This is a genomic window from Paracandidimonas soli, from assembly GCF_004342005.1.
GTDB classification, from domain to species: Bacteria; Pseudomonadota; Gammaproteobacteria; order Burkholderiales; family Burkholderiaceae_B; genus Paracandidimonas; species Paracandidimonas soli.
This window is the reverse complement of the sequence record NZ_SMBX01000003.1, coordinates 217,933-234,891: the sequence shown is the minus strand read 5'-3', so window position 1 is coordinate 234,891 and position 16,959 is coordinate 217,933. Positions and strand designations below refer to the sequence as shown.

12 protein-coding genes are annotated in these 16,959 nt (G+C 64.5%); 6 read left to right on the top strand and 6 right to left on the bottom strand.

Annotated elements, in window-relative coordinates; translation table 11 throughout:
* The 4 genes from EV686_RS08110 to EV686_RS08095 are packed head-to-tail and all read left to right on the top strand — an operon-like array spanning position 1 to position 3,902.
* Positions 1-1,257 (top strand): CaiB/BaiF CoA transferase family protein, encoded by a 1,257-nt coding sequence (locus tag EV686_RS08110; RefSeq protein ID WP_132475399.1) that lies wholly within the window; start codon positions 1-3, stop codon positions 1,255-1,257.
* A gap of 26 nt (positions 1,258-1,283) precedes the next feature.
* Complete coding sequence (locus tag EV686_RS08105) at positions 1,284-2,183, top strand: SDR family NAD(P)-dependent oxidoreductase (protein ID WP_132475396.1); 900 nt, start codon at positions 1,284-1,286, stop codon at positions 2,181-2,183.
* Positions 2,180-3,367 carry an acetyl-CoA C-acyltransferase family protein gene (locus EV686_RS08100; RefSeq protein ID WP_132475393.1) on the top strand — a complete coding sequence of 396 codons (1,188 nt, stop codon included), beginning with the start codon at positions 2,180-2,182 and terminating at the stop codon, positions 3,365-3,367. The genes EV686_RS08105 and EV686_RS08100 overlap by 4 nt, the downstream gene beginning before the upstream one ends.
* 19 nt (positions 3,368-3,386) lie before the next feature.
* A complete protein-coding gene (locus tag EV686_RS08095) occupies positions 3,387-3,902 on the top strand; it encodes a MaoC family dehydratase (RefSeq protein ID WP_132475390.1) in 516 nt (171 codons plus the stop codon).
* 7 nt (positions 3,903-3,909) lie between these two features.
* On the opposite strand, the gene ligA is transcribed toward EV686_RS08095, so the two are convergent.
* From ligA to smc, 3 genes are read right to left on the bottom strand one after another with little or no spacing between them, the layout of a single operon-like run.
* On the bottom strand, positions 3,910-6,012 hold the full coding sequence (gene ligA / locus EV686_RS08090) for an NAD-dependent DNA ligase LigA (protein WP_132475387.1): 2,103 nt from the start codon (positions 6,010-6,012) through the stop codon (positions 3,910-3,912).
* 17 nt (positions 6,013-6,029) lie between these two features.
* Positions 6,030-7,061: a cell division protein ZipA C-terminal FtsZ-binding domain-containing protein gene (locus EV686_RS08085; RefSeq protein WP_132475384.1), complete on the bottom strand. Its 1,032-nt coding sequence runs from the start codon at positions 7,059-7,061 to the stop codon at positions 6,030-6,032.
* 49 nt (positions 7,062-7,110) lie between these two features.
* A complete protein-coding gene (smc, locus tag EV686_RS08080; RefSeq protein WP_132475381.1) occupies positions 7,111-10,635 on the bottom strand; it encodes a chromosome segregation protein SMC in 3,525 nt (1,174 codons plus the stop codon).
* A gap of 476 nt (positions 10,636-11,111) precedes the next feature.
* Here smc and lplT point away from each other — a divergent pair, with 476 nt between their 5' ends.
* Positions 11,112-12,413 carry a lysophospholipid transporter LplT gene (gene lplT, locus EV686_RS08075; protein ID WP_132475378.1) on the top strand — a complete coding sequence of 434 codons (1,302 nt, stop codon included), beginning with the start codon at positions 11,112-11,114 and terminating at the stop codon, positions 12,411-12,413.
* A gap of 28 nt (positions 12,414-12,441) precedes the next feature.
* On the opposite strand, the gene EV686_RS08070 is transcribed toward lplT, so the two are convergent.
* Entirely contained in the window at positions 12,442-13,677 is a 1,236-nt protein-coding gene (locus EV686_RS08070; RefSeq protein ID WP_132475375.1) for an MFS transporter, read from the bottom strand.
* A 200-nt stretch (positions 13,678-13,877) separates the two neighbouring features.
* Here EV686_RS08070 and EV686_RS08065 point away from each other — a divergent pair, with 200 nt between their 5' ends.
* Positions 13,878-14,672 carry an AraC family transcriptional regulator gene (locus EV686_RS08065; protein WP_132475372.1) on the top strand — a complete coding sequence of 265 codons (795 nt, stop codon included), beginning with the start codon at positions 13,878-13,880 and terminating at the stop codon, positions 14,670-14,672.
* 28 nt (positions 14,673-14,700) lie between these two features.
* On the opposite strand, the gene EV686_RS08060 is transcribed toward EV686_RS08065, so the two are convergent.
* Positions 14,701-15,630, bottom strand: coding sequence for a uracil-DNA glycosylase (locus EV686_RS08060; protein WP_132475369.1), 930 nt, complete (start codon positions 15,628-15,630; stop codon positions 14,701-14,703).
* Positions 15,627-16,892, bottom strand: coding sequence for a tRNA (adenosine(37)-N6)-threonylcarbamoyltransferase complex dimerization subunit type 1 TsaB (gene tsaB / locus EV686_RS08055; protein ID WP_132475366.1), 1,266 nt, complete (start codon positions 16,890-16,892; stop codon positions 15,627-15,629). Before tsaB ends, EV686_RS08060 begins: the two co-directional genes overlap by 4 nt.
* Positions 16,893-16,959: the final 67 nt, after the last annotated feature.

The following is a 16,959-nucleotide window of genomic DNA, read 5'->3' as shown; positions in this document are numbered from 1 at the left end:
ATGTCGAAACCGCTTGAAGGCGTGCGCGTGCTTGACCTGTCTCACGTGATCGCCGGCCCCCTCGCCTCGTTCTATCTGGCGCAACTGGGCGCCGAAGTCATCAAAGTGGAGCCGCCCCTGGCGGGAGAAGTCCTGCGCTCGATGAAAGACGGGGCGGACACGGACACTCCCACCGGGTTTGCGGCAATCAATGCCGGCAAGCAGTCGCTGGCGCTGGACATCAGGACACAGGAAGGCGCCGGGCTGCTCCGAAGCCTTGCCACCTCCGCCGATGTCTTCATAGAGAATTTTCGGCCCGGCGTGGTGGCTCGGTACGGGCTCGACTATGCATCCATCAAGGCCGTCAGGCCGGACATCGTCTATTGCTCCATCTCGGGCTTCGGCCAGCAAGGAGGCTGGGCCCTGCGCGGCGCCTACGACCATGTCGTCCAGGCCCTGACCGGAATGATGATGATGTCCGGCGAAGGGGACGACGCCCCTCCGCTCAAGGTCGGCTTTCCCGTGATCGACGTGGCGGTCGGCATGCTTGCCGCCTTGTCTATCGTCTCGTCGCTGCACCGTCGCTCCCGCGACGGCGCCGGCCAGTACATCGATGCATCCATGGTCCAGGCTTCCCTGATGCTGATGTATCCCAACACCTGCGCCAGCCTCACTGACGGGACACCGACACGCCGCGTCGGCAATCGAGGATACACGGGCAGCCCCGCGGCCGACACATACCGGTGCGCGGACGGATGGCTGGCGGTTGCGGCCAACACGCCGGCCCAGTTCCGCAAGCTTGCAGCCGCCCTGGGGATCGAGGAACTGTGCGACGACGCCCGGGCGCTGGATCTGGCCGCATTCAATCAGCCCAACGGATTCGTGGTGCCGAACGACCGAAGATACGTCGTGGAACGTCTGCGCCAGGCATTCGCAAGCCGCAGCGCGGTGCAGCTCGAGGATATTCTGAGCCTGGCCGGCGTGCCCGCGGCCAGGGTAAGGAAGCTCGAAGAATTCCTTCATGAAGTCGACGCCACCGGTTGCGTGAGTCTGCCGGACTACCGATTCAGCCAAGGCGGGCGCGAGCTGCGCACGAGAGGAATCGGCTTCGATTTCGACCAGGACGGCGGGCCCACCCAGTCCGGCGCGCCTTCGCTGGGCCAGGACACCCGTGCCGTGCTGGCCAAGGCGGGACTGGACGAAGAGACCATCGCCGCGCTCGAACGTGCCGGAGTCATCCGGACGCAAACCGAGGCGGCCGCCTCCCTGGCATCCTGACAATAGCAACACAACCCGGAGAACCCATGACACAACTTCTGCAAGGCCGAATCGCCATCGTGACGGGAGCCGGCCGCGGCCTGGGCCGCGCCCATGCGCTCGAACTTGCCCGCCACGGCGCCAGGGTCCTGGTCAACGACCAGGGAGCGGACCGGCCGGACGCCGAAGCGCAGGCCGTTGTGGACGCCATTCGCGCGACTGGAGGAGACGCCTGCGCGCACGGCGCCGATGTGACCGATCCTCAGCAGGTCCAGGACATGGTGCAATCGGCCGTCGCAAGATGGGGCCGCGTCGATATACTGGTGAACAACGCGGGCATCCTGCGCGACAAGAGCTTCGCCAAGATGAGCCTGGAGGACTTCCGGCTTGTGATGGAGGTCCACCTGATGGGCTCGGTGCACTGCACCCACGCGGTGTGGAACGCCATGCGCGCCCAGAACTACGGACGCATCGTGATGACCACCTCGTCCTCGGGCCTGTACGGCAACTTCGGACAGTCAAACTACGCCGCGGCGAAGATGGCGCTGGTGGGCCTGATGCAGACCCTGGCCCTTGAGGGCGAACGACATGGCGTGCGCGTAAACTGCCTGGCCCCCACAGCCGCCACGGCCATGACCGAAGGCCTGCTCGAACCGCAGGCGCTGGACATGCTTGCTCCGGCATCTGTCAGCCCCGCCCTGATCGCCCTGGTTGCGGAAAACGCCCCGAACCGGACCATCCTGATGGCCGGCGCGGGAAGCTTCGAGCAGGCGCACATCACCATGACCCGCGGCATATGCCTGAGTGAGGCCGAGCTGTCGGCAAACGTGCTGATCGACCGTCTGGACGAAATTGCCGACCGCAAAGGGGAAACCGTCCCCGCCACCGGCTTTGATCAATTGCGCCACGAAATCGACAAGGCCCAATCCGTCAGGTGCGCGGCATGAACGCCAGGGAGGTCGTGGTTCTGTCCGGCGTTCGTACGCCCATCGGCAGCTTCGGCGGCGGCCTGAAAGACATGCCGCCGACCGCGCTCGCCACCCATGTGCTGCGCGCCGCCGTGGCGAGCGCGAATATCGATCCCGGCCACGTCGAGCACGTCTGCTTCGGCCAGGTCATCAATACCGAGCCGCGCGACCTGTATCTGTCGCGCGTCGCCGCCATCGAAGCAGGCTGCGGCGAAAACACGCCGGCCTTCAACGTGAACCGATTGTGCGGATCGGGCTTGCAGGCGGTCGTTTCCGCGGCGCAGTCTATCCTGCTGGGAGACTGCACGACCGCGGTCGCCGGGGGAGCCGAAAGCATGTCGCGCGCGCCCTACCTCAGCCCGGCCCTGCGTTTCGGCGCCCGCATGGGAGACACAGCCATGGTGGACACATTGCTCGGCGCCCTGCACGATCCATTCCATCGGATCCACATGGGCCTGACTGCGGAAAACGTCGCACGGCAATACGGCATCACGCGCAAAGAACAGGATGCGCTTGCCGTCGAAAGCCATCGCCGCGCCGCATTGGCAGCCGCCGAGGGCCGCTTCGATTCGCAGATCGTCCCTGTGATGGCGCCAGGCCGCAAGGGCGAAATCGCCTTCGACAGGGACGAGCACATCCGCACCGGCATCGGCCTGTCCGACCTTGCCGGCCTCAAGCCCGTGTTCGCACCCGATGGCGGCACCGTCACGGCGGGCAACGCGTCCGGAATCAACGACGGCGCGGCGGCCCTTGTACTGATGGAGCTCTCCAGCGCCCAGGTATGCGGCGCCCGCCCAATGGCCAGGCTGGCCGCCTATGCCCATGCGGGGGTGGATCCGCGCTACATGGGCATCGGTCCGGTTCCCGCCGCGCGCGCCGCCCTGGAGAAGGCTGGCCTTTCCGTCGACGATATCGACGTCATCGAATCCAACGAGGCCTTTGCGGCGCAGGCCTGCGCGGTGAGCCGCGAACTCGGGCTGGATCCGGCCAAAGTCAATCCGAACGGATCCGGCATCGCCCTGGGACATCCGGTGGGCGCGACGGGCGCCATCATCACCGTCAAGGCATTGCACGAACTCAGGCGCATTGGCGGCCGGTACGCGCTGGTCACGATGTGCATTGGAGGCGGACAGGGCATCGCCGCCATCTTCGAACGAATCTGAATCACACGCCCCGCTTCCTATGACGACAGGCAACCCTCATCCCTCATCGGCGATCCGGCGGTTCGACTCCGTCCAGTCTCTCGGCAGTTTCGTGGGACAACCGGCGATCGTTTCCAAGCCTCTCATGATAGACCAGGAAATGATAGACCGGTTTGCGCAGGTCACGCGCGACAGCCAGTGGATTCATGTGGACCAGGAGCGTGCGCTGGCGGAGTCTCCGTACCGGCGCACCATCGCGCATGGCTTTCTCGTGCTGTCTTTGCTGAGCTATTGGCAGGCCAACTGCATCGCCTTCCCCCGCGCAACCCTGGTGCTGAACTACGGTTTCGACAAGGTCCGCTTCACCGCGCCCGTCCTGTCCGGTTCGCGCGTATCGGCCAGATTCTCGCTGGCGCAGGTACTGGAGACCAGGCCAGGCGAGGCCCGCTGCTCCTGGAACGTCGCGATCGAAGCCGAGGGCGCGCCGCGGCCCTCTGTGCACGCCGATTGGCAGATCATGGTCAGGTACGAGGAAGCCGCCCGGACCGAAGCCTGAGGCGGGATCAATCCAGCGCCAGCAACTGCCGCAGTCCGGCCTCGTCCAGGATTTCCACGCCCAGCTCCCTGGCCTTTTCCAGCTTGCTGCCGGCTTCCTCTCCGGCCACCACATAGCTGGTCTTGCGCGATACCGAGCCGCTGACCTTTCCACCCGCCGCCAGGATGCGCTGGGCGGCCTCGTCACGCGTCCAGTTCGGCAGCGTTCCGGTCAGCACGAAGGTCTTGCCGCGCATGGCCTGGGACGCGGATACCGCCGCTTCCGCCACCGGATGCACGCCGCGCTCCATCAGCAGATCGATGATCTCTCGATTGTGGGCCTCGGAAAAGAAACGCTGGAGCGAATGCGCCACCACCGGCCCGACATCGTTGACCATCAGCAGCGCCTCTTCATCCGCCTGGATAATGGCCTCCATCGAACCGAAATGACGCGCCAGATCGCGGGCCGTGGTTTCTCCGACATGGCGTATGCCCAGCGCGAACAGCAGGCGCGAAAGCGGCGGCATGCGCGCCTTGTCGATAGCCGCCACCAGGTTCTCGGCCGACTTGCGCCCCATGCGATCCAGCAGCAGCAATTCCTCCACTCGCAGCGTGAACAGATCCGCCAACGAACGCACCCTGTCGCTTTCCACGAGCTGGTCCACCAGCTTCTCGCCCAGGCCCTCGATATCCAGCGCCTTGCGGCCGGCCGCGTGGATCAGGCTCTGCTTGCGCTGCGCCCGGCAGAACAGGCCGCCGGTGCAGCGGGCGATCGCCTCTTCCTCCGGGCGCTCCACCGCGGAACCGCAGACCGGACACTGCTCCGGCGTCTGGTACAGCATGGCGCCTTCGGGCCTCAGTTCCAGGATGGGACTGACCACTTCAGGGATGACATCGCCCGCCCTGCGCACGACGACGGTATCGCCGATGCGCACATCCTTGCGCCGGATTTCGTTTTCGTTGTGCAGCGTCGCATTGGTGACGGTGACGCCGCCGACGAATACCGGCTTCAGGCGCGCGACGGGCGTGATCGCTCCCGTGCGCCCCACCTGGTTCTCGATATCCAGGATGACCGTGGTTTCTTCCTGCGCGGGGAACTTGTGCGCCAGCGCAAAGCGCGGTGCGCGCGCCACATAGCCCAGCACGCGCTGCGCCGCCAGCGAGTTCACTTTGTAGACGACGCCGTCGATATCGTAAGGCAGCGTATTGCGTGTTTCGCCCGTGCGCCGGTAAAAATCCAGCAGCCCCTCGCTGCCAGCCACCACGCGCCTGGCCTCGCTGACGACGAAACCCAGGGACGACAGCCAGTCGAGCATTCCGGCATGCGTGGCGCAAGGCAGGGCATCATCATCCCCGGCGGAGGCATCGGGCAGCAAGCTGCCCTGGACGGGAGGCGCCGCCGACACTGCCTGCGCCCCCAGCACCTCGCCCCAGCCGTAGGCCAAGAAACGCAAGTGGCGCTGCGCCGTGACATGCGGATCCAGCTGCCGCAGGCTGCCCGCGGCCGCATTGCGCGGATTGACGAACACCTTCTCGCCGCGCAGCCGCTGGGCCTCGTTCAAGGCCTCGAAATCGCCGCGATACATCAGCACTTCGCCGCGCACTTCCAGCACGCGCGGGGCTTTCCCCAGCAAACGCAAGGGCACGGAATTCATGGTGCGCACATTGCCCGTGACGTCCTCGCCGGCCCGCCCGTCGCCGCGCGTGGCGGCCTGCACCAGCAGGCCGTCCTCGTAGCGCAGGCTCATGGCCACGCCGTCGAACTTGTACTCCACGGCATACTCGACTTGCGCCGCCAGGCTCAGCAGCCCGGACTCGCGCAGCGTATCGGCGACACGCTTATCGAATGCAGTCACGTCCTCGTCGTCGAAACCATTGTTCAACGACAGCATGGGCCGGGAATGCCGCACGCTCTGGAAGGCCGTCAAGGCCGTGCTGCCGACACGCTGGGAAGGCGAATCCGGCGTCACCAGGTCGGGATGCGCCGCTTCCAGTTCCAGCAGCTCGGCCATCAGCTTGTCGTATTGGGCGTCCGAGATGATGGGCGCATCCATCGTGTAGTAACGATGGTTATGGCGCGAGATCTCCTCGCGCAAGGCCAGCAGCCGCTGCTGCACTTCGCTGTTCTGCATGCTTCACTTCAACCTGGTCAGGAGAACACCAGCGCGGTGCGCGGCTGCCCCGGCACGAAGCCCGTCGATTCGAGGCGGGCGTAGATCTCCGCCAATTGCTCGTCGATCTTGCCATCGGCTTCCGCCACCACCGGGCGGCCCTGGTCGTCCAGTAGCACGGTGCCCAGGCGGCGAGCCAGATCCCGCCCGACGCCGGCCATACGGCTGAATGGCTGGGTATCGACAGGGCTGTTGGGCAGATCCAGCAGCAAATCCAGGCGGGAGACCGAATCCGACTGCAGATCCGCAACGGCTGCGCCATCCATCAGCAACAGGAAGCGCGGCTGGCCGCTTTCCGCCATCCATGCCAGGTGCCTGCCGTATGGCATGAAGCCGACGTCGCGCGTGATCTGCTGGATCTGCGACAGCGGCAGCGGCTCTTCCGGCCGCAGCGCCAGGCCCACCTGCACGTCCAGCTCGGCGCAAGCCGCATCCAGCCTGGCTGCGCGCTGGATCACCTCGTCCTGCTCCGGCGCCTCGACCGAGCCTTCGAACTTTGCGATCAGTTCCTGCGCCACCGTCCACAGCTGCGACCACTCGATCGCCGTCAGCGGACCTCCGCGGTTGGCCAGCAGCACGGCCAGCTGCAGCGACACATAGGATTCTCCGGCGCGCAGGCGGGAGCGATGCCCGCCGCCATCGCGCTCGGCAAAGATGCGCACCGGCTTGCCGCCCACGTCACTCAGGCCGTGCACCGCCTTCTGCAGCGCATCGGCAGGCACGGGATGCGCGAAACTGATATCCAGCACGGCTTCCAGCGGATGATCGACCTCTTCCTCGTCGTCAGGCAGCAGTTCGCCCTGCGCCATGCTGGCAAAGCCGGGTTCGCGGCGCTCTCCCGGCATCGACGATGACGTCTTGGCCGCACCCAGCAGCGCATCGTTCTCGTCTTCCGGGAAATGCTCGCGCATCCTGGCCCGGATCCTGCGATCCTGCCACCAGTTGAAAACCACCACCACCAGGATCAACAGGACTCCCAGTGCAATCAGTCCGATCTGTAAGTCGCTCATATCACGTTCCGTCGCATCACGCCTTGTTCATTATGGTTTGCGCCAGGTCCTAGGCTTCCGCCATCTGCAGCGCGGACTCGATATCCACCGCCACGATACGCGAAACGCCCTGTTCCTGCATGGTCACGCCGATCAGCTGCTTCGCCATCTGCATGGCGATCTTGTTGTGGGAAATGAAAAGAAACTGCGTCTGCTCGCTCATGCTGCGCACCAGGTTCGCATATCGTTCGGTATTGGCATCGTCCAGCGGCGCATCGACCTCGTCCAGCAGGCAGAAAGGCGCCGGATTCAGCTTGAACAGCGCGAACACCAGCGCCGTGGCCGTCAACGCCTTTTCTCCACCGGACAACAGGTGGATGGTGCTGTTGCGCTTGCCCGGCGGCTGAGCCATGACCTGCACGCCCGCATCCAGGATTTCGTCGCCCGTCATGGTCAGCTTGGCCTCGCCGCCGCCAAACAGCTGCGGGAACAGGATGCCGAATTCATTGTTGACGGTATCGAAGGTCTCCTGCAGGCGTTCGCGCGTCTCGCGGTCGATTTTGCGGATGGCGTCCTCCAGCGTTTCGATGGCGCCATTGAGATCCAGCATCTGCTCGTCCAGGAAGCCCTTGCGCTCCTGCGCCGCCTTCAGCTCATCCAGCGCGGCCAGGTTCACCGGCCCCAGCGCATCGACCTGGCGCGTGATGCGCTGCACTTCGGACTGCAGCCACTGCGGCTTGCGCCACTGCTCGGGCTGTTCCTCCAGGAAGACGCGTAGCGCGTCCCGGTCGACCTGGCGGGCGTCGAGCTGCTCGGCGAATTGCTCCACCGCGAGGCGGGCGGCCTGCTCCTGCAACTGCAGTTCCATGATCTTGGCGCGATACGGTTCCAGCGTGCGCTCCAGCGTGACCCGCTCTTCATCCGCCTCGCGCAGCAGAGCGGCCAGGTTGTCCAGCTCGATCCGCGCGCGGTTCAGGTTTTCCTCGCACTCCGCGCGAACCTCCAGCGCATCCTGCAGGCCGGCCTGCGCAGCCGTGGCGTCCAGTTCGAACAATTCGCCCTGCAGGCCTTCCAGTTCGTCGGTGGCGCGCCGCACCTGTTCTTCGGCAAGCCTGGCATTGCGCTGCAATTCGGTGATGCGCGTCTGCAGCGTGCGCTCGGAGAAATCGGATTCCTGCGCTTTGTGCTCCAGATCGCGCAGTTTCTGCCTGGCCTCGTCAGCCTGGCGCCCCAGGTCTTCCCCGGAAAACTCGGCGTCGGAAAACCTGGACTGATGCTCGGCCAGCTCATTGTCCAGCTCTTCGAAACGGCCTTCGGCCTCTTCCCTGGCGGCCAGCAACTCTTCTTTCTGGACGCCGATTTCCGCCAAGTCCTCGCGCAGCCTAGTGCTGCGCTCTCCCGTCTGCTCGGCCAATTGCTTCAGGCGCGAATACTGCAACTGGATATCGTGCAGTCGCTGCGTCAGCTCGCCCACGCGAACGCGGGCGGGCTGCACGGCCTGGGCGGCATTGCGCCACGCGGCCTCGGCCTGGGCCACGGCGCTGGTCGCCTGGTCGGCCTGCAATTGCCTGGCCTTGACGTCGCGACGCAGGTTTTCCATTTCCTGCTGCCGGGCCAGCATGCCGGCCTGTTCCGAATCGGGCGCATAGAAGCGCACACTGTGGCGATCGACCTGGTGTCCGTCCTTCAGCACGAATACGGCGCCCGGCGGCAGCTCATGGCGCGCGGCCAGCGCCTGCGTCATGTCGTCGGCCACGTACACGTCGCGCAGCCACTCCACGACCAGCGAGCGCAGGTCGGGATCGCTCAGGCGCAACAGGGCGCTGAGCGGATTCAGGCCCGCAGCACCCTGCGCCGCCGGCGAAGCCGCCGGCGTCTGGTAGAAAGCCAGGCGCGCGGGAGGCGCATCCGCTGCGAATGCCCGCGCATGATCCAGCTGGCGCAGTTCCAGCGCCGTCATGCGCTCGCGCAGCACGGACTCCAGCGCGGTTTCCCAACCGGTCTCTATATGCAGCTTCTGCCAGAGGCGGCCCAGCGCATTCAGTTCGTGCTTTGCCAGCCAGGGCTCCAGCGCCCCCTGTTTCTGGACGTCTTCCTGCAGCTTCGCCAGCGCGGCCAACCTGGCATCCAGACGGGCAACCGCCTGCTGCGCCTCCTGGGCCTGGGCCTGGGCCTGCAGTCGCTGCTCGTCCAGCCCCGGCACGCGCTCCTCGACTTCGGCCAGCTGCGCCTGCGCTTCTTCCAGCTGCTGCGACAGCATTTCACGCTCGCCCGCCAGGCGCTCCAGCTCGGCGGCGTCGGGCTCGTCCAGGTCGCGCAGTTCCTGCTCCAGGCGCTCCTGGCGCTGCTCCAGCAGCTGAATCTGGCGGTCGGCATCGCGCTGCGCCTGAGCCGCCAGGGCCAGGTTCTGCTCGACGCGCGCCAGCGCGACCCGCATTTCCTCGCGCGAGGAGGCCGCGCTGCGGACTTTCTGTTCGATATCGGGCAGCGCTGCGCGCGCCGCCTCGACCTGTTCGCGCGCTTCTTCGGTGCGTCCGCGGGCGACTTCCTGTTCTTCCTCGATCTGCGCGATCTGCGCAATGCAGTGCTGCTGCTGATCGCTCCATTCCTGCATCTGCTGTTGCAGCTGATTGCGCCTAGCCTGCAGGCGCTCCCGCGAGTCGACCACGTGGCGAATCTCGGCTTCGAGCCGGCTGACCTGCGCCCCCGCCTCGAACAGCTTGCCCTGCGCCGCATGCACGGCATCGGCGGCCGCATAATGGGCCTGGCGGCGGGACTCCAGATCCGATTCGCGCGAACGCAACCTGGAGATGGCGCCTTCCAGGTCCGTCTGCGCCTGCTCGATGGCCAGTGCGTGGCGCCGGCGGTCGTCATGCGCCGCGGCTTCCTTGACCAGCCACAGCGCATGCTGCTTCTGTTCGCCCTCTTCCTGCAGCCCGCGGTATTTCTGCGCGACCTCGGCCTGGGACTCGAGCTTTTCCACCTGTGTATTCAGTTCGCGCAGGATATCTTCTACGCGCGTCAGGTTTTCCCGGGTGTCGGAAAGACGGTTTTCGGTTTCGCGGCGGCGCTCTTTATAGCGCGATACACCTGCAGCCTCTTCCAGATAGACGCGCAGCTCTTCCGGCCTGGCTTCGATCAGGCGGTTGATCATCCCCTGCCCGATGATGGCGTAGCCGCGCGAGCCCAGGCCGGTGCCCAGGAAGATGTCATGGATATCGCGGCGGCGCACCTGCTGGTTGTTGACGAAATAGCTGCTGGCGCCGTCCCGGGTCAGCACCCGCCTGACGGCGATCTCGGCATAGGTGCTCCACTGCCCGACGGCGCGGCCTTCGCTGTTGTCGAACACCAGTTCAACCGAAGACCGGGCGGCAGGCTTGCGATCGCTGGAACCGTTGAAGATGACGTCCTGCATGGATTCGCCGCGCAGTTCGGACGCCTTGGTCTCGCCCAGCACCCAGCGCACCGCGTCGATGATATTGGATTTGCCACAGCCATTGGGACCCACCACGCCGACCAGTTGGCTGGGCGTGGGAATGACCGTCGGATCGACGAATGATTTGAATCCGGCAAGCTTGATCTGTGTTAAACGCACAATGGTCCAATCAACATTGACGAACGGAAAACGACACTATACTGCCACAGCCCTTTTGCGAGGAACTCGACCCTGGGCAAACCCATAGAACCCCTCCCGGGACAAACGGCACGTATGATACCGCACCCTATTTTTTACCGCCGGGCCGCCCCTAGGTAAAAACGCCCCCTCGGGGGCAGCAAGCCGAAGGCGCAGCGTGGGGGTCTTTTTTACCGCCGGGCCGCCCCCAGGATGAGCCTGGACATGCAACAGTCCACTGTGGACTGTTGCATGCCTGGCGAATCCGAGCGGCATGCAGGCCGCGAGGTGGTGCTGCATGCCGAGACTTCGGGCTGAGGAGCCAACTGAAGGCTGCAGCGTGGGGGTATTTTTTTATTGCGTTGACGCGCTAAACTGACGTACTCTTGCCCCCTTCAGCAGTTACAGATGCATACCTTTTTCTTTGTTTCCAACGTTCACTCCCGCAGGGCTTCCCGTTGAAAAAAGGCTTTTACATGGTCATGACGGCCCAGGCGCTATCGTCCATCGCGGACAATGCCCTGCTGATCGCCGCCATCGCCCTGATTGCCGACCTGCAGGGGCCGGAGTGGATGGCCCCCATGATGAAATGGTGGTTCGCCCTGGCCTACGTCGTGCTGGCGGCTTTCGTCGGCGCCTTCTCCGACACCCTGCCCAAAGGCAGGGTCATGTTCATCACCAACGGAGTGAAGATAGCCGGTTGCCTCATGATGTTCTTCCATGCCTGGCTCGGCCTGGACAATCCTGGGCAGCTGGGACTGGTCTTCGTTGCATACACCATCGTCGGCATCGGCGCGGCCGCCTACTCGCCCGCCAAGTACGGCATCGTCACCGAAATGCTGGAGCCGGCGCAACTGGTCAAGGGCAATAGCTGGATCGAAGGCCTGACCGTGCTATCCATCATCTTCGGCACGGTCATGGGCGGCGTACTGATCCACCCCGACGTCTCGCACGCGCTGCTCAGCCATGACTGGATCGGCAATATCGCCACGACCCGTTCCGAAGCCGCCATCTTCGTCGTCAGCCTGATCTATCTGGCTGCCGCGGCCTGCAATCTGCTGATCCCCCGCACCGGCATCCAGTATCCGATACAGCAGCGCAACCCCATCAAGCTGCTGTGCGCCTTCCGCAATTACGTCTGTATCCTCTGGTCCGACAAACTCGGCCAGATCTCCCTCGCCGTCACCACGCTGTTCTGGGGCGCGGGCGCCACGCTGCAGTTCATCGTCATCGAATGGGGAGCCCAGCATCTGGGCTATCGCCTAGACCAGGCATCGATCCTGATGGGCGTCTCGGCGGTGGGCACGGTCGTCGGTTCCGCCATCGCCGGCCGCGTTCCGCTCAAGCGCGCCTTGTCGGTACTGCCCTTCGGCGTCATCATGGGCCTGGCGGTCCTGCTCATGCCCCTCGTCAAGCAGCCGTGGGCGGTGTACACCGTGCTGCTGCTGATCGGCGGCCTGGCCGGCTTCTTCGTGGTTCCCATGAATGCCCTGCTGCAGCATCGCGGCCATGTGCTGCTTTCCGCGGGGCACTCCATCGCCGTGCAGAACTTCAACGAACAACTGAACATTCTGCTGATGCTGGCGCTCTACAGCCTGCTGCTCTGGCTGCGGATCCCCATCAACTACATCATCGTATTCTTCGGCCTGATGGTGGCGTCGCTGATGCTGGTCATCATGCGCTGGAACCGCCTGAACCACCAGGAGAATCCAGACCTGCAGCAAGCCATAGGCCAGCACGGCCACGGCCAGGCGCTTTGACCACGCGCCCAAGCGCAAGCCTCGGGCTTCAGGGCTTTTTCTTCGATGTCCCGGGAAGGAGTGCAGTCGCCAGTCCCAGCAATGGCAGGAACGAGGTCATGCCATACACCCAGACGATTCCGTGGATATCGGCAAGCTCCCCCAGGCCAGCGGCGCCGATGCCGCCGATGCCGAACATGAGCCCGAACATCAGGCCCGACACCAGACCGACACGGCCGGGCACCGCCTCCTGGGCATACACCACCAGCGCGGCGAAGGCCGACGACATCACCAGGCCAATGGTAATGGCCAGCACAGCGGTCCAGAACAGGTCGGCATAAGGCAGCGCAAGCGCAAAGGGCGCCACGCCAAGAAAGGAAATCCAGATGACAGCCTTGCGGCCGATGCGATCGCCCACAGGCCCGCCCGCGAACGTGCCCGCCGCCACTGCCGCCAGGAATATGAACAGGAAAATCTGGCTCTGCTGCACGCTCAGCGAAAAGCGCTGAATCAGGTAGAACGTGAAATAGTTGGTGAACGAAGCGATGTAGACGAATTTCGCGAACATCAGAATGCAGATGACCGCCACTGCCCGGATCACGCCTGCGCGATCCAGTCCCCCTCCATGGTTCTTGGCAAGACCCTTGGCCTTGGCTTGCCCGTTGTGCATCACCCAGATGGTCAGGCGGTACAGTACGAAGATGGCCAGGGCTGCTACCAGCATGAACCACGCGGCGCCCTTCTGCCCGAACGGGACAATGACTGCCGCGGCCAGCAATGGGCCGATGGCCGAGCCGGTGTTTCCGCCTACCTGGAATGTCGATTGCGCAGTGCCGAACCTGCCTCCCGAACCAAGGCGGGCGATGCGCGATGCCTCCGGGTGGAATGTCGCGGAACCGATACCTACAACGGCTGCGGCAATCAGCAGCATCTGATAGCTCCCGGCCGTGGCAAGGAGGCCGATGCCTATGAAGGTCATCGCCATGCCCGCTGGAAGCAGATAAGGCTTCGGATGTTTATCGGTGTAAAGACCAATCCATGGCTGCAGCAACGAAGCGGTAATCTGATAGATCAGGGCGATGATGCCGATCTGTCCGAAACTCAAGGCAAAATTTTCCTTGAGCAGCGGATATATGGAAGGCAGCATCGCCTGAATCATGTCGTTGAGCAGGTGCGCAAATGCTGCGCCGCCGACAATGGGAAAGAGGAAATCCTGCGGGTTCTGGTCGGCTTGTGCAGTTTTCGGAGCACCCGAAACTACGATCGGTACGGCTTCATCAGTCATGAATGGATAGGCAAATCAATTAGGTGTGGAAACCGGGTCTCCGGGAATCCCGCAGTCCGATGCTGTTCTGCGGCCATGGCTGCGCAGATTGGCGCGGCTGCAATGACAATGGGTTTCTGCCGTACTTTAGAGAGATGGCCTTCAGCCTGAAATCAATATCGGGCATACTTATTGTTAATTTAGGCCATCCCTAAGCACCTATGCGAAATACCAGTGTCAACGCCCACGAAGACGTGCAGCGCAGCGTGTTCGCGGTCGGCAACGATTATCCTCCGGGACTCGTGTTGCCGCTCCACAGTCACAAGCGCAGTCAATGCCTGTATGCGATCACTGGCGTACTGACCGTCACATCCAGCGAAGGAAGCTGGGTTGTTCCACCGCGCTGCGCGTCATTCATTCCCAGCGGAATTGAACACGAAGTGCGCATGAACGGCCCGACTACAACCCGCAGCGCCCATATCAGCCCCGAAGCCGCGCGGGCCGCTGGCCTGCCCGAACACTGCACAGTCATCGGCGTATCGCCTTTGCTGCACGAGCTATTGTCCGCCGCTGTGGATTTGCCAAAAGAATACCCGCTGGGCGGGCATGACGATCATTTGATGCAGCTGATTATCGAAGAGATCGCTGAAATGCCCGAGTTGCCGCTGAACGCACCTTTGCCCCAAGAGCCTCGACTGGCCCGACTATGCCAGGATCTATTACAGGCGCCAACGCTCGAAAGCGATATCGACACGGCAGCGCGGCAAGTCCGCATGAGTCGTCGCAATTTCACCCGTCTGTTCCGCGAACAGACGGGCATGAGCTTCGGTGAGTGGCGGCAACAAGCCTGCCTGCTTGCAGCACTGACGCGGCTGGGCCAGGGCGAACCGGTGACACACGTCGCAATGGAGCTCGGCTACAGCAGCACCAGTGCGTTCACTGTCGCATTTCGCCGCGCGCTTGGTTCTTCGCCCAGCCGCTATCTTGCGGGGCGCAAAAGCAATGACTCTGGCTGAATTGCATCAACCTGAATAAGATGGAGCGTCAGTCCTTGCCCAGGTCGCGCGCCAGCCGCAAGTCCTGCCAGGCGCCGGCCTTGTGGTACGGGTGCGTCAGCAGCCATCCTGGATGGTAGGTGGCTATTACCGGAATCCGCCTGCCGCTCACGCACTCGTATTGCCAGACCTTGCCGCGCAGCGACTCCAGGTCCGCGTCCTGTCCCGTCAGGGCGGCGGCCGCCACCCGTCCGAGCGCCAGGATGCGCCCGGGCTGCAGCAGCGCAACCTGGCTGCGCAGATGCAGCCCGCACTGCGCCACCTCCTCGGCGACAGGCGGCCGATTGGCGATCGGGCGGCATTTCACGACATTGGTGAAGAAGACATCGGCCGAGGCGTCCGCGCCGGCGGCCTTCAGCATGGCACGCAGCAACTCGCCCGAACGCCCCTGGAACGGCGCGCCGACACGGTCGTCCATGGTACCGGGCGCCTCGCCGATGACCAGCCATGCGGGCGACTGCGTATTGCCCTCGCCGAACACGCCCGTGCCCCTGTCCTGATGCAGGGCGCATGCCTGACAGTGCAGGACCGCATGCCGCAATGCATCCAGCGTCCCGGGCTCGGGCGCCGCTTCCGTTGTTTTGGCGGACGGCCTGTCTTCCGGAACAGCAGGCAACGGCAAAGGCGCGGCATCTTTCTTGCCCAGCAACGAACGCAGCAGGCCCCGCGCAGCCGCCACGCCGTCCCGCGTCGAAGCCGAGTCGGCTGCCGGGGCAGACGACGCGGCATCTCCCGCAGCCACGCCGGGAATATGCGCGGCTTCCGGCGATCCCGCCTGTTTCGGCGTCTCCTGCGCAGGAGCCGTCTCCGTCCTTACGGTATAGCGGGACAGCAGCCTGCGATCCAGGCCCAACTCTTCCAGCCATGCCAGTTGCAGGCTGCCAAGTTCAGGAGCTTCCGGCATTTCCAGTCCGTTCACGAAACCACACCTCCGCCCGATACCCTGGACATTTCCTCCGAGGGCAGAATCTTCTGCAGCACCAGCGCATCTTCTCGCGCTCCGTCCTGGGCCGGATAATATCCTTTGCGTACGGACAGTTCTGCAAAACCATGCTCGCGATAGAAGGCCTGCGCCCGCAGATTGGATCGGCGCACCTCGAGAATGATGGATGCCAGCCCTTGTTGCAGGGCATGCGCCTCGGCATGGGCCAGCAACTGTGCGCCCACGCCGCGCCGCTGGCATCGGCGATCGACAGCGATCAGCAGCAGATGCGCCACATCGGGCGCCAGCATCTGCAGGCAAAACCCGGCCACCCTGCCTTCCTGCACGGCGACCCATGCGCCATATCCCGCCGCAAGCGCATCATGGAAGTTCTTTTCCGTCCAGGGATGCGTCTGGACCGAGCGCTCTATTTCGGCCGCCTGCGCCACATGCGCATTCGTCATGTCGGCAATGGCAATGGCGCCGGCCGATGCCGCCTGAGCTCCGGCCCTGGGATTCCCTCCCTTGCCCTGCTCACGCTCGCGAGTCGTATACGCCACCTTGTCGCGCACATACAGCGGCGCCGCAAGCGCCGGATCCAGCGTTTCGCCCCGCAGCCAGGCCGCATGCGCGAGCCGCGCCACCGCGGCCGCCTGGGGCAGCCGCTCGCTGCCAACGGCATCCAGGCCGGGCAAGGCCGCCAATTCCGGGAATGCGTCGACGCCGTCTCCCAGCAGGCGGAAAGCCGACCCGACGCCTTCGCGCCGTATATGCGCCACCCATGCGCCGGCGTCCTCCCGTCCCAGCAGGCACGGCGCATGCACGGTGCTCCACCGCCCGCTCGCCCCGTCTCTCGCGTAAGCAGCCGCATAGAGCTCTTCCATGCGCGCATCCTGGAGGACCAGCCTGACGGACTCTCCGCCCTGCCCGGTGAAATCCTGCTCCGCCATGGCCAGCAGCGATGGCACGGGAATGACGGGAATGCCCAGGGCGAACGCCATTCCCTGCGCCAGCCCGCAAGCCACCCGCAGCCCAGTAAAGCCTCCGGGCCCCTGCCCGAATGCCACGGCGCAAAGCCGGCCGCGGTCGATGCCGGCCTGCCGCAACAGCGCATCGACCATCGGCAGTACATGCTGCGCATGCTCCGCAGCGCCGTCATGGAACCGGGAAACCAGCCGGATCTCGCCCTGCAGGCACGACAGCACGGCCACGTCACAGTGCGCGGTCGAGGTTTCAAAAGCAACAATATGAACGTCCATGCGGGCATTTTATGATTGAACGTGTCCCTCCGTACGAATAATCGCTTCGCAGCGGACCAAAAATGCG

Excerpts from the sequence above, each read along its gene's own strand:
- EV686_RS08110 (WP_132475399.1), top strand. The coding sequence starts at position 1 with ATGTCGAAACCGCTTGAAGGCGTGCGCGTGCTTGACCTGTCTCACGTG.
- EV686_RS08105 (WP_132475396.1), top strand. The coding sequence starts at position 1,284 with ATGACACAACTTCTGCAAGGCCGAATCGCCATCGTGACGGGAGCCGGC.
- EV686_RS08100 (WP_132475393.1), top strand. The coding sequence starts at position 2,180 with ATGAACGCCAGGGAGGTCGTGGTTCTGTCCGGCGTTCGTACGCCCATC.
- EV686_RS08095 (WP_132475390.1), top strand. The coding sequence starts at position 3,387 with ATGACGACAGGCAACCCTCATCCCTCATCGGCGATCCGGCGGTTCGAC.
- ligA (WP_132475387.1), bottom strand. The coding sequence starts at position 6,012 with ATGCAGAACAGCGAAGTGCAGCAGCGGCTGCTGGCCTTGCGCGAGGAG.
- EV686_RS08085 (WP_132475384.1), bottom strand. The coding sequence starts at position 7,061 with ATGAGCGACTTACAGATCGGACTGATTGCACTGGGAGTCCTGTTGATC.
- EV686_RS08070 (WP_132475375.1), bottom strand. The coding sequence starts at position 13,677 with ATGACTGATGAAGCCGTACCGATCGTAGTTTCGGGTGCTCCGAAAACT.
- EV686_RS08065 (WP_132475372.1), top strand. The coding sequence starts at position 13,878 with ATGCGAAATACCAGTGTCAACGCCCACGAAGACGTGCAGCGCAGCGTG.
- tsaB (WP_132475366.1), bottom strand. The coding sequence starts at position 16,892 with ATGGACGTTCATATTGTTGCTTTTGAAACCTCGACCGCGCACTGTGAC.